Genomic DNA, 13221 nt, shown 5'->3' with positions numbered 1-13221 from the left:
AAAATTGAATTAAATAAGTTCGCGTAATTGCGTTATTTCTTAGTTATAACTTATTAACATTATGTTGCACGGTTTTGATGTGCTTTATGTAGCTAAGTTAAAAGAAATGTTTGGCATTTTTAATGCCTTATTTTGTATTGAGGAGTCTAACAAGCTTACCCTTTAGGGTGATTGATCTTGATCACTTTATGAGTGTATGTGAAAGAAAGCTACAAAACGCAGCGATTCATTAACGTACCGTTGATAAAAGGTGTAATTTGTTTTCACAAATTGACGTTTTCATCGTCTTGTCACATTTTTCATCCTTTATAAATTATGAGCTGAATGATTGGCTTACTTTTTGCTTTATTGTTGTCAGATATTTAATTTTGGCGAGCTGTTGCCACAAACAGGACGATAACAGATGAAAAAGACACTAATGTTGCCACTAGCGGCAATGATTTCAGGACTACTTGTTGGTTGTGGCGGCGGAAGCGGCGGTGGCGGCGGTGGCGGTACACCATCAACAAAGTTTGAATTTTCGTTCTCTACCCCGAATACAATCCTTGAAAGTAGCAACACTTCGAACTGTACCGTATACGAGCGAAGAGAGAATAGTAGTCAGCAAGCGACGGTGTTGACTTACCAACCAGCAATTGAGTCACAGCTCAACAATGAAAATGTGGTTGCATACTATTCGGATGCGGCTGGTTCAATGGTTGGTGATTTAATTGTCCCAAGCAATTTGAAGCTCTCGTTTACCTTGGAAGGTATACCTGATGGTGGCTTTGTTACGTTCCAAATTCGCGAAGCGAACAACACACACTTCACAGCTAATACATTTTCTAAAGAATATTTGGAAGATCTTACTCTGAGAACAACTACGTTTGGTATGAATCGTGAAGCTGTTAGTAGTTGCGATAAAGGTGATAACTTTGGTAAGACAACACGAAATGACTTGTCTTACCTTGCCGTAGCTTCTGGTGGTGGAGATTATAACTTTCAATCCCAGCTAAAAGAAGAGTCTGTGCCGACGTATTCGATTGATAAGTTAGATGTACGGGCTCTGCCTAATGGGACACCTGAATCAACCATTGTTACGCAATTTAAAGATGGGTATTTGCATCAATATGGTGTAAGAGCTTGGAGTAACGCCGATCAATTGTTACTGGTTGATATGGCAGGAAACAAAGCTCAATTGACGCACACAAATGACTTTGATTACTCGAATGTTGAGATTAAGGTTAGTCAGGGTGATTTTAGTTATGGCATAGCAACAATTCCAAGCACGCAAGGTGACTTTACAAGTCCGGATGAGCCAAATACTGAACACTGGAGCTTAAATGTTGAATCAGACACTCCGCTTAATGGCTGGAATATTGATCTCAACAAGAAGTTATATGTTGAAGGTTCTTGGGACGTAGATATCGCTCCAGACTCATTTTATGACTTAAGTTCGTTGCCGACTGACTCACCAAACCTTTCTGGTAATAACCTAGACCTTGATTTTAGTTTTACAGATGAAGTCGGAAAAATGAGAGTTGCCTATACAACAGAAAGCCTAAGTGGCGGCCTTCATAAATTGACACATAAAGTATTTACTCATTTGGAAGATACAATTGTTTTACCAGAGCTTCACTACTACGACTACTCAGATACTGTTAAGGCTGAATTGAAGTTAGATCCTACCTCAGATCCCATTCATCAGACTGTTCTTGTTGAGACAGCAGAGTCGGAGATTACAGGTTATGATTTCATGACTGCGTTTGCGCACGGTAATGTAACGGACTTAGATGAAGATTTAGATGGGCTTGTTGTTAATGAAGTTACACTAAACAAAACGGGTGTAAAGGTTCAGAACCAAGGCTATTTGATGCTTACAAAATAGCGCCTACTTAACAAAAATAAAACAAACAAGCCCCGTTAATCGGGGCTTGTTTATAACTGCTATTCATGTAATTGAGAGGAAAACGCTACCTTTTGCATAATAAGTCAGAGTGAATCGCTATTTATTCTAAACTATTAGGTTAATAATTTGTTGCATGTTATTTCGTGTGGTGCTAGTTTGTATCGCATGAAAAGGTCGGAGTACCTTGCATTTTCACAAACTTGGGAGAGAAAGCGCATGAAAGATGTACCAGCGCTGGACATAAAGGATCTACACAAAACGTTTGGTCAAAATGAAGTTTTAAAGGGAATTTCACTTTCTGCGCACAAAGGCGATGTAGTATCGATTATCGGGTCTTCAGGGTCAGGTAAAAGTACTTTCCTTAGATGTATCAACCTTTTAGAAACACCAACTGCTGGCGAGATTTGGGTTAATGGTGAATTAATTCAAATGAAAAACAACCGCCAAGGTGTTTCTGTTCCTACCAATGAAAAACAAGTACAGCGAATCCGTTCTCGTCTGGCAATGGTTTTTCAGGGATTCAATTTATGGTCTCATCTGACCGTTCTCGAAAATGTTATCGAAGCACCAGTTCACGTATTAGGTGTGCCCAAAGCACAAGCGATTGAAAATGCAGAGTTACTGCTGAAGAAAGTAGGCCTGTACGAGCGCAAAGATTACTACCCAGGACACTTATCTGGTGGACAACAACAACGTGCAGCTATAGCAAGAGCGTTAGCGGTCGATCCGGAAGTTATGTTATTTGATGAGCCAACATCGGCGCTTGACCCAGAGTTAGTCGGTGAAGTTCTTGGTGTAATGCGTGATCTAGCAGAAGAAGGAAGAACCATGCTTGTGGTAACACATGAGATGGCTTTTGCTCGTGACGTATCAAACCACGTGATGTTCTTGCATCAAGGTCTAGTGGAAGAGCAGGGTGATCCAGCTAAACTGTTTACGGAACCTGAATCTGAGCGATTGAAACAGTTTATCTCTTCGATTTATTAATCGGTTTACTTAGAGATAAATCGTTAGCGCGAATCAGAATTGAAATACCGCCGCTAAGGAAAATGGCGACGGTATGAACAATAAAACACAACAAGTAAGTTAATAAGTAACAACAAACACAATATTAAAATTAGCAAAACATAAAAACCTAAATCACAGGAGTAGGGATATGAAAAAGTGGTTATTAGTCGCGGCACTTGCTGCAACTGCTGCAACGGGCGTAGCTCAAGCAAAAGAATGGAAAACAGTACGTTTCGGTATTGAAGGTGCTTACCCTCCATTTAGCTGGACGGAAGCTGATGGTTCACTAAAAGGCTTCGATGTTGACATGGCTAACGCGCTTTGTACCGAAATGCAGGTGCAGTGTAAGATCGTTGCACAAGATTGGGATGGCATTATTCCTTCTCTACTTGCTCGTAAATATGATGCGATCATCGCGGCAATGTCTATCACGGAAGAGCGTAAGAAAAAGATCGATTTCACTGGTAAATACGCCCTTATCCCAAATAAGTTCATCGCTAAAAAAGGTGCAGGCCTTAACTTTGATGATCTAAGTGGTCAAAAAATTGCCGTTCAACGTGCAACAACTCACGATAAGTACCTAACAGACAACTATGGCGACACAGTAGAAATCGTTCGTTACGGTTCATTCGATGAAGCTTACCTTGATCTAGCTAACGGTCGTGTTGCTGCTGTACTTGGTGATGCATCGGCTCTAGAAGAAGGCGTACTAAACAAAGCGGGTGGTGAAGACTACGAATTTGTTGGTCCATCATTAACAGATCCTAAATGGTTCGGCGATGGTTTTGGTATTGCTCTACGTAAGCAAGACAAAGATCTGACTAAGCAATTAGATGCGGCAATCCTTTCACTACGTGAAAAAGGCATCTACCAAGATATCGCGGCTAAATACTTCAACTACGACGTATACGGTCAGTAATATCTAGCGTCAATTCTTAAGGGAGAGGTTCTCCTCTCCCTGTCTTACCAACTTTTTCGCAGTTCTGTTGGAATTCATTATGTTTGATTTACAAGGATATGAAGCTTCGATCCTGAAAGGGGCGGTGCTTACAATCGAAGTTGCCTTGCTGTCGCTAATTTTAGCTATGGTTCTTGGTATGCTAGGTGCCTTAGCAAAACTTGCGCCTTATCGCTGGGCTCGTGCAATTGCAACCCTCTACACAACCGTCATTCGAGGCATCCCCGATCTCGTCTTGATGATGCTGATTTTCTTTGGTGGACAAATCCTTTTAAACAACAGTTTGTATTCCATCAATGAGTGGCTCAATGAGTGGTTCACATCAAGTGATCCTAACCATGAATGGACCGCTTACTTACCTGATTATATCGATGTCAGCCCATTCATTGCTGGTGTCTTAACCATTGGCTTTATCTTTGGTGCTTACATGGCTGAAACTTTCCGTGGTGCAATCATGGCTGTCGACAGCGGTGAGATGGAAGCGGCAAAGGCCTACGGCATGGGACCCGTTTTAGCGTTCCGCCGTATTCTGTTACCTCAAATGATTCGTCACGCACTGCCGGGTTTTGGTAACAACTGGTTGGTTCTACTTAAGACCACCGCGTTGGTTTCGATTATCGGCCTAGAGGACATGGTACGTGTTAGTGCATTGGCTGCTGGTTCAACCAAAATGCCATTTACCTTTTATATGACAGTGGCTCTTATTTTCCTATTCTTCACCAGTGTTTCGACGGGCTTGCTTAAGTTGGTTGAACGTAAATTCAGTATCCACGCGAGGTAGTTATGGACTTTTCATTGATAATTGAAAGCCTGCCGATTTACCTTAGTGGTTTATGGACAACGGCTTGGATGGTTTGCGTCGCTTTGATCATTGGCTTATGTGTAGCAATACCACTAGCTATTGCTCGTAACAGCCCAAATATGCTGATTAACGCTCCAGCTTGGTCGTTCATCTATTTCTTCCGTGGTACGCCATTATTGGTGCAGTTGTACCTGATTTACTACGGAATGGATCAGTTCTTCCCAGTAAAAGATACACTATGGGAAAATGCATGGTTTTGTGCTTTGGTGGCATTCATTCTTAATACATCGGCATACACAGCAGAAATCATTCGTGGCGCTATCAACGGCTTGCCTAAAGGTGAGGTTGAAGCAGCAAAAGCTTATGGTATGAGCACACCCAAGACATACCGCCGCATCATTCTGCCAAGCGCTTTACGTCGAGCATTACCGGCTTACAGTAATGAAGTTATCTTTATGCTTCATGGTTCGGCGGTAGCAGGTATCGTAACCATTATGGATCTAACTGGCGCAGCACGTTTGGTTAACTCACGTTACTACGCACCATTTGAATCGTTTCTAACGGCAGGCCTGTTCTACATGGGGTTAACGTTTATCATTATTGCGATTTTCAAATTCGCAGAGAAACGTTTCCTAGCTTACTTAAGACCACTTAGCTAATTACACTTTACAAATCATAGTTAGAAAAACGGCGCTTCTATAGCGCCGTTTTTTATAGCATTAAACAAGTAGGGTGCTTTTGAATTCTACGAGCTTTCGAGAAGTTACGTCCCAACGAAATAGTTACCTTGCTTCAAATTAAACTAACGTATTCATGAGATTGATTGCTTTAGGTTTGGCGATAGATAAACTCAGAAAAATTTTTTTGTTGTATGGAATGATGATGAAAAATAGTAACTTACTATCCAATTTGGCTCTTTGTGTTATTGCGTTATCACTTTTAGGATGCGGAGGTGGTAGTGACGGTGGAAGTGGGGATCCTGGTATCACTCCGGCTCCACAAACTGCTGTTCAAAAGGCGTTGTCCACAGGTGACGCTTCTTATGTTAAGGATTCCAAAGAGTTCATTGATGCCAGCCGAGCATTAGTTGCTCAATACAACTCGAACTTCAATCATATTAAGCAAGCATTATCCCAAAATTCTGAAGGAGAGCCTTTACGCAATCTTCATTGGGATCCAACACACGATACGGCAATTATCTTACCAACTTATGGTTTTAACGATGTCATCTTACAAACCAATAAAGCGATGCAAGATGGGTATTCCGACCAAGAGCTTGTCATTGGTATTGCGGGTTATACGTCAGATAACAGTCGCTATGCAGCATTGGCAAGTAACCCGTTTCGAACTAAGCAGCGCTTTCCAGATTCTGTTAACGAAGAGATGGATATTTGGCTAGAAAACTTGGTTAAGTGGGCTTCTGATAATGATTCGCCACAAAATGTCGTATTAGCTCAGCTCGATCAATCTCATTATTTTCCTGACGACCAAGCAACACGAGATTGGTTGACTAGTAATATCAATCCTTCAATGGTTATTAATGCCGACAATGCTTGTGATGGTAGTAAGTTAAGCCAGTGCCTTGAAAGCAATAACCCTGATTTGTTGATTTTGTCTCAAAAGTTAAATGATGGCGATGACATTGACGATGTGATTACAGGCTTACGTTTAGCGTTCAGTAAGAATATCCCCGTGTTGTACCTCCATCTTGATGGCGGTATGACGGACTTAGGTAAGGCATTGTTTACCGAAATGCACATGACCTACGTTGGCGACAACTACTGGCGCAAGCTTGGCCTGACCAATTGGGACTCTACACAGCTTATTAATCAGATTCCGGATAATATTGTTCAACAACAAGCGCTTTTACAGCGATTGAAAGACAACAGTTTCACCGTCGATCTGAATTCGTGTGATGACAAATCTTGTCCTGACGATTCCAACATGAATGAAGAGTTCTATGTCGCTGCGAACAGTATTCGTTCACACCTAACGACTCTTGATAGTAAAAAAATTGATCTGTTTGCAACCGATGATTACGAATATGAAAAGTTGTTGCTGTTACTCGCTGATCGTTATCGCCAAGATGTTCAATACCCGATGGGTAAAGGCGTAACTGAGAGAATCGAGTTTCTTCGTTCTTACTATAGTGATTACGCCACATACAACAGCCGTTTGTATAATGCAGCGCAACCAAGCTTAGGTAATTTCAGTTCTAAGAGTTTTGATAATGTACCGTTGGTCACCAAGCTTATTTCCTTAGAGTCTAAGAGAAACTTTCGTGCGGCTGGTGTCTATGCTTTGCCGGGTAAGACAATCAAAGTGACTCGTTTGGACAACAATGAGGTAGCGACATCGATAGCATTTAATACCCTACGTAGTGGCGCGACTCACGAATTTTCGGGCGATGACGGCTATGCTAGGCCGAAGTTTTTGACGTCAGTAACCTATCCAGTGAAAACAGGAGAGACGATTTCTCTGACTTCTGCCTATGGCGGAACATTACAGGTTCATTTTGATACCAATGATATTAATGTTGAGCTACGTTTTGAAAATGTTGCTCAACACCCTGTTTGGCGAAGTGAAGCCGACAACGACAGTTTTGTCGCGCAGCTGGAAGAAGGAAAGTTTGATTGGGCCGAGTTGGTCACACCTGGGTTCGAAGTCCATTCTAAACTAGACAAGATGAAAGAGTCTATCGGTGCCTCAGATTGGGCGCAGCCGCATGATATGGCACTCGCCACTGAGCGTTATGTACATAACTTTCCTCATGCGCTTGCAGGTTTTAGAGGTCCTGGGATTGATGAAATTACTGAAGTTCATCAATACGGTGAGGCAAAGGGCTGGGAAATTGCGAATATTGATATCGTGAAGCACATGAATGCCGATCAAGCGAACTGTGGTTACGGCTGTTCAGGAAACCCTTACGATGCTTACTGGTCTTTTCACCCGTTAGGGCATGGTGATCTTCATGAGTTAGGGCATGGCTTAGAGAGAGGTCGTTTCAGATTTTCTGGATGGGATGGTCATTCAACAACCAACTACTATTCGTATTTTAGTAAATCAAAATACTACAAAGACACAGGAAAGGTATCTTCTTGCCAAGGCTTAGATTTTAAAGGGCAGTATCAGCTTTTACAGCAGAGCCGGACTCAACCTGATCCCAATGCTTTTATGGCGGCTCAAAATCAAACTGGTTGGAGTTGGGGAGCTCGTATCTACATTCAAATGATGATGCTTGCAGAGCAGCAGGGTGTATTGAATTCGGGGTGGCATTTATTAGGGCGCTTGCACTTGATTGAGAGAGAGTTTAATCGCTTGAAAGGCGGTGATGAACTTTGGAACGATCGAAAAGGCTCGATTGGTTTTTCAGATTATACGAGACAAGAAGCGGTAGATATTACAAACAATGATTGGTTGCTTATCGCATTGAGTTACGTTGCAGAACGGAATATGACGCAATACTTAGATATGTGGGGATTCAGTTTCAGTGACAAAGCGAAGCAACAAGTCACAGCTCTTAGTCTAAGTAACATGCCTTTGACATATTTTGCATCGTCTAATCAAGGATATTGTTTAGATGAGTTTGCTAAGACGCCGTTAGACGTTGACGGCACGACCATTTGGCCGCTTAACTAGACCATACGATATATAAAAGTGATATAAAAAAGAGAGGAGATATTATCTCCTCTCTTTCGTTATTAGCTTCTGATCAGCGTTGTGAGTACTATTTGCTTGCTACTTGATCTGGCTAAGTTTTGCTACCTAAAAATGACTATTTAAACGTCGACCAAATCGGAGCGTGGTCTGATGGTTTTTCAATGCCGCGTAGCTCGTAGTCGATGCCCGCTTCAGTACACTTATCAGCAAGCTTCTGAGTCACAAGTACCACATCAATGCGTAGGCCGCGGTTATCCACGAAGCCTTTTGAGCGGTAATCAAACCACGAGTATTGATCGTTCACTTCAGGGTGTAGTAAACGGAAGCTGTCTACAAAACCCCAATCCATCAGTGTTTTCAACCATTCGCGCTCTTCTGGTTGGAAAGAACACTTACCTGTTTTCAACCAACGTTTCGCATTAGGTTCACCAATACCGATATCAATATTGGTAGGGCTGATATTAATGTCGCCCATTACGATCACTTGTTCATCTTTGTTGTGGTAATCGTTCAGGTACGTCATTAAGTCTTTGTAGAACTCACGCTTATACGGGTATTTGGTTTCATGCTTAATGTTATCCCCTTGAGGGAAGTAACCATTTAGTACGGTAACCTTTTCACCATTTTCATCTTCAAATGTCGCCATGATCATGCGTTTTTGATGGTCTTCATTGTCAGTAGGAAACCCCTTCTGCACAGAGATAGGTTCTTGCTTACACAGCATTGCTACACCGTAGTGCGCTTTTTGGCCGTGGAAGTAAACCTTGTAACCCATTGCTTCAACATCGGCTAATGGGAAGGCTTCATCATGCACTTTTATCTCTTGCAGACCAATCACGTCGGGTTGGTGCTTATCGATAATAGCTTGCAGTTGGTGAAGACGGGCTCTAAGGCCATTTATGTTGAAGCTAATGACTTTCATTTGTTTTTATACCTCTCGTAAACCCTTGTGCTTGCTTGTTTATCAAGGGTTTGTTGATTTGGTGGATTTCATGGTTAATCGTATTTAACCATGCTTAATAATTTCTGTCGCCACTTTATAAAGACTAAATGGCGACGTTAAATTGTGTGAATACCTACAGTTACGCTGAGTCTACTGAGTTTTTAGTAAGTCTAAAAAGAACGCGTATTCAAGTGCGTCTTCTTTCAATCTTTTGAAGCGACCAGAAGCCCCGCCGTGACCAGCTTCCATATCGGTTTTGAACAACAACACATTATTGTCTGTTTTCATTTCACGCAGTTTCGCCACCCACTTCATTGGTTCAAAGTACTGTACTTGTGAGTCATGAAGGCCTGTTGTTACTAACATGTTCGGGTAGCTTTGAACTTTCACATTGTCATATGGCGAGTAACCTAGCATGTAATCGTAGTAGGTTTTATCGTTGGGGTTGCCCCATTCGTCATACTCGTTGGTGGTGAGAGGAATCGATTCATCAAGCATAGTCGTCACCACGTCTACAAACGGAACATGTGCACCAATACCACGGTACAGTTCTGGTGCTTGGTTGATGATTGCGCCCATCAATAGACCGCCCGCTGAGCCGCCTACCGCAAATACTTTATCTTTTGCGCCATAACCTTCTTCAACAAGCCCTTTAGTGACATCAATAAAGTCGTTGAACGTGTTTTGTTTGGTCAGTTTCTTGCCATCTTCATACCAAGGGCGACCAAGCATTTCTGAACCTCGAATATGTGCGATAGCATAAACGAATCCGCGATCAAGTAAGCTGAGGCGAGCCGATCCAAAGGTTGGTTCGATTGTGTGGCCGTAAGAGCCATAGCCATATTGGTAGATAGGGTTAGTGCCGTCTTTCTTGAATAAATCTTTACGATAAACCAAAGAGACAGGAACTTGCTTACCATCGCGAGCCGTTACCATGATTCGCTCTGATTGGTAGTTATCCGCTTCGAAATCACCTAATACGGGTGTCTGCTTCATTAGCTCAGGTTCACCTGTACTTAGATCGAAATCATAGTAAGTACCTGGCGTGGTTAAGCTGCTGTAATAGACACGAACTTTTGAGTTATCTAATTCATAGTTACTCGTTAGGTAAGCGGCAAATGCGGTGTCGTTAAATTCAAGTGGGAACTCGTTACCTGTTGATAGTTGGCGAACTTTCACGGTAGACAAGCCATTCGCACGTTGTTCGTAAACAAGATGGTCATCAAACAGTTCGAAATCGACAAGTTGAGTGCCGTCGTCTGCTGGGATGACGTCGACCCATTTTGAACGGTCATGCATGTCAGCCGTGTTTACTTTCATTAAACGGAAGTTGACGGCTTGGTAGTTGGTGTCGATGTAATACCAATCATCTAGCTTAGCGATGCTGTACTCGATGCCAGCCTCTCGTGGGTAGAAAGGTTCTGCTTTCGCGTTTGGGTTGTTGGCATCAATGATCGAAACACCACTGGTTTCAGTGCTCGAGTGCCAAATGTAGACCTGTTCACCGTCTTTGCTTTTACTCAAAGAGGTGTAGTAAGCGCTGTCGGTTTCTTCGTAGATTAGCTCATCGCTTGTCTGAGATGTGCCCAATACATGTCGTAAAACTTGGTAACCCAGCAATGTTTGTGGATCTTTCTTGATGTAGTAGAAGGCTTGGTTGTCGTTTTGCCATGCAATTGCACTCGAGGCATCTTCAATTTCATCTTTCAGATATTCACCTGTCGTGAGGTCTTTAATCTTGATGGTGTAGATTCGGCGGCTAAGCGTATCTTCGCCATAGGCCAACAAGTTTTCGTTTGGACTGATCGTCAAGCCACCAACACTGAAGAATTCATGTTCTTTTGCCAGTGCGTTAACGTCTAAAATGATTTGCTTGTCTGCGCCTGCAAAGTCTTTTGCACGTAAGTGAACGGGGTATTCGTTGTCACCTGTGACTTCATTCGAATAGAAGTAGCTGCCTTTGCGAACCGGTACTGAATTGTCGTCTTTTGCGATTCGCCCTTTGATCTCTTCAAATAACTGTTCTTGTGATGCTTCAGTGTGTTTCAGCACGGCCTCTGCGTACTGGTTCTCTTGCTCAAGATGCTGCAAGATCTCTGGGTCTTGGCGTTCATCATCACGCATCCAGTAATAATCATCGATTCGGGTATCACTATGAATCGTCATTGCATGAGGGACTTTCTTAGCTACGGGGGCTTGGGTTTGATGTGCGATGAGTTGCGATGGAGAGTTGTGGTCCATGGTTGTTATTCCTTGATTGCTGCATCCGGCGACAAGCGCGACCGATACGGCTAATGTGGTTAAAGCGAAACGCATCTGTATATCTTTAGTGTGCACCTTACTCGTTTTAATGCCAGCATCCTTTGTAATCTGAACTTGGGTTCTTCCAGTGATGTTATTTATAATTGGATTCTGGATAGGCACTTTCAGCGTAAGTGTCTGTTATTGTTTTCAAAAAATCAAAGTAATGTTAAATGAAATTGCTGATAAGTGAGAGTGGAAGGAATAAATGCGAAACAAAAAGGGGACACACTTTTCAGTATGTCCCTCTTCGTTGTTTGGGCAGGGTTCGAGTTTTACTTTAGATAGCCAATGGCATTTCATTTGAATGGTCAGGTTTACGATTAACCCAACGTAAACCAAGCATGGCGATGAATGACATTGCAATCATCAAGCAACCGAGTGGCAGTTGGTCTTGAGCAGGGAAGAACGATGCCAATAGTGTTGCGATGCCAGCACCTAGATTTTGCATACCACCGAGGATCGCGCCCCCTGTACCTGCGTGGAATGGGAATGGCGAAAGCGCTCCCGTTGTTGCTGCTGGAAATAAGATACCAGCGCCTAAGAAGTAAATCGTTGCACCGCCAATCAAAGTTAATGCTGTTGTTTGACCGAATAGACCCGGTATCAATACCACTGTTGAGCCTACCAAGATAGCAACCAGACCAACATTCAGTACGCGGCGCTCACTGCGACGTTGTGCGATGTAACTAGATAGGCCTGCACCGACTAAGTAACCTGGAATGGGTAAGACAAACAACAAGCTTACTGTGGTTGCTGGTAAGCCAAGTACGCCGCCAAGCAACACACCTGCCGCTGCTTCAAATACGGCTACACCAGCAAAGGTTGCGACTAATACCAATAAGAAACCTTGGAAACGTTTGTCAGACAGAACGAATTTGTAGCTGTTGGCAACCGATTCATGTTTGCGTCGTTCTTTCGGCAGTGTCTCCATCATGCTCGTCATCATGGTAATCACAACAGCGATACCAAACAGCGCAAGGAACAAGTAGCTAGAACGCCAGCCGAAAGCTTCTGTTAGGTAACCGCCCAATACAGGAGCCATCAATGGTGAGAAAATCACACACATGCTAATCAAGCTGTTTGCACGGTGCAGCTCTGCGCCTTCAAAGCAGTCGCGAGTCAATGTACGAGACATCGCACCGCCACAACCGATACCCAAACCTTGGATAAAGCTACCCGCTAAGAACCATTCATACTCGTGAGCGAACAATGCCACCAGAGTGCCGATGATGTAGATGATCAAACCAATCACGATGATCGGTTTACGACCTAGGCGATCAGAAAGTGGACCGTAGACAAATTGCGACAGACCATAAGGGATCAAGTAACACGCCATCACTGCTTGGAGTGAAGACGCCGAAACCAAGAACTCACCTGACATATGACCGATAGAAGGCACGTACATCGTTTGAGTCATTTGACCTACGGCAGTCAGAATAGCGATTAAAAAGGTAAGTTTCGCTAATGGAAACGAGGCGGACATTTGCGTATCTCTCCAAAAAATAAAGACGTAAAAAGCCTTAGCGCTCCTTTGAGGAGAGCCAAATGAATAAAGTGTTCAGGGAATCTAGGCGCGAGATATTAGATCTTGAATGCCGAGTTAGCAATCAAAAAGTGTGAAGTTGATCAAGATAAAAATCTATAGTTTGGATTATTAA

Annotated in this window: 9 protein-coding genes; 6 read left to right on the top strand and 3 right to left on the bottom strand. The window is 42.8% G+C overall.

Going from position 1 to position 13221, the window contains the following annotated elements:
- The first annotated feature begins 403 nt into the window (after positions 1-403).
- From L3V33_RS08850 to L3V33_RS08825, 6 genes are all read left to right on the top strand, one after another.
- Complete coding sequence (locus tag L3V33_RS08850) at positions 404-1867, top strand: hypothetical protein (protein ID WP_237290263.1); 1464 nt, start codon at positions 404-406, stop codon at positions 1865-1867.
- A 237-nt stretch (positions 1868-2104) separates the two neighbouring features.
- Positions 2105-2875, top strand: a complete 771-nt coding sequence (locus tag L3V33_RS08845) for an ABC transporter ATP-binding protein (RefSeq protein WP_017076713.1) — start codon at positions 2105-2107, stop codon at positions 2873-2875.
- Between the two features lie 169 nt (positions 2876-3044).
- Positions 3045-3815, top strand: coding sequence for an ABC transporter substrate-binding protein (locus tag L3V33_RS08840; RefSeq protein WP_017078148.1), 771 nt, complete (start codon positions 3045-3047; stop codon positions 3813-3815).
- Positions 3816-3894: 79 nt separating this feature from the next.
- A complete protein-coding gene (locus L3V33_RS08835) occupies positions 3895-4635 on the top strand; it encodes an ABC transporter permease (RefSeq protein ID WP_004736534.1) in 741 nt (246 codons plus the stop codon).
- A 2-nt stretch (positions 4636-4637) separates the two neighbouring features.
- Complete coding sequence (locus L3V33_RS08830; RefSeq protein ID WP_004736535.1) at positions 4638-5315, top strand: ABC transporter permease; 678 nt, start codon at positions 4638-4640, stop codon at positions 5313-5315.
- Between the two features lie 223 nt (positions 5316-5538).
- Entirely contained in the window at positions 5539-8295 is a 2757-nt protein-coding gene (locus L3V33_RS08825) for an ImpA family metalloprotease (protein ID WP_237290262.1), read from the top strand.
- Positions 8296-8431: 136 nt separating this feature from the next.
- Here the strand turns inward: L3V33_RS08825 and xthA are convergent, their stop codons facing one another.
- From xthA to emrD, 3 genes are all read right to left on the bottom strand, one after another.
- On the bottom strand, positions 8432-9238 hold the full coding sequence (gene xthA / locus L3V33_RS08820) for an exodeoxyribonuclease III (RefSeq protein ID WP_237290261.1): 807 nt from the start codon (positions 9236-9238) through the stop codon (positions 8432-8434).
- A 171-nt stretch (positions 9239-9409) separates the two neighbouring features.
- Positions 9410-11500 (bottom strand): S9 family peptidase, encoded by a 2091-nt coding sequence (locus L3V33_RS08815; RefSeq protein ID WP_237290395.1) that lies wholly within the window; start codon positions 11498-11500, stop codon positions 9410-9412.
- Positions 11501-11840: 340 nt separating this feature from the next.
- Positions 11841-13046, bottom strand: coding sequence for a multidrug efflux MFS transporter EmrD (gene emrD, locus L3V33_RS08810; protein WP_029405212.1), 1206 nt, complete (start codon positions 13044-13046; stop codon positions 11841-11843).
- Positions 13047-13221: the final 175 nt, after the last annotated feature.

Origin of the sequence: Vibrio sp. A2-1 (assembly GCF_021728355.1) — a bacterium.
In the GTDB taxonomy this organism is placed as follows: domain Bacteria; phylum Pseudomonadota; class Gammaproteobacteria; order Enterobacterales; family Vibrionaceae; genus Vibrio; species Vibrio splendidus_K.
Note: the sequence above shows the minus strand (reverse complement) of the source record. Positions and strands in the feature narration are given on the sequence as shown.

What these genes read in the sequence shown, in the direction of transcription:
- L3V33_RS08850 (WP_237290263.1), top strand. Translation starts at nt 404, where the DNA reads ATGAAAAAGACACTAATGTTGCCACTAGCGGCAATGATTTCAGGACTA.
- L3V33_RS08845 (WP_017076713.1), top strand. Translation starts at nt 2,105, where the DNA reads ATGAAAGATGTACCAGCGCTGGACATAAAGGATCTACACAAAACGTTT.
- L3V33_RS08840 (WP_017078148.1), top strand. Translation starts at nt 3,045, where the DNA reads ATGAAAAAGTGGTTATTAGTCGCGGCACTTGCTGCAACTGCTGCAACG.
- L3V33_RS08835 (WP_004736534.1), top strand. Translation starts at nt 3,895, where the DNA reads ATGTTTGATTTACAAGGATATGAAGCTTCGATCCTGAAAGGGGCGGTG.
- L3V33_RS08830 (WP_004736535.1), top strand. Translation starts at nt 4,638, where the DNA reads ATGGACTTTTCATTGATAATTGAAAGCCTGCCGATTTACCTTAGTGGT.
- L3V33_RS08825 (WP_237290262.1), top strand. Translation starts at nt 5,539, where the DNA reads ATGAAAAATAGTAACTTACTATCCAATTTGGCTCTTTGTGTTATTGCG.
- xthA (WP_237290261.1), bottom strand. Translation starts at nt 9,238, where the DNA reads ATGAAAGTCATTAGCTTCAACATAAATGGCCTTAGAGCCCGTCTTCAC.
- L3V33_RS08815 (WP_237290395.1), bottom strand. Translation starts at nt 11,500, where the DNA reads ATGGACCACAACTCTCCATCGCAACTCATCGCACATCAAACCCAAGCC.
- emrD (WP_029405212.1), bottom strand. Translation starts at nt 13,046, where the DNA reads ATGTCCGCCTCGTTTCCATTAGCGAAACTTACCTTTTTAATCGCTATT.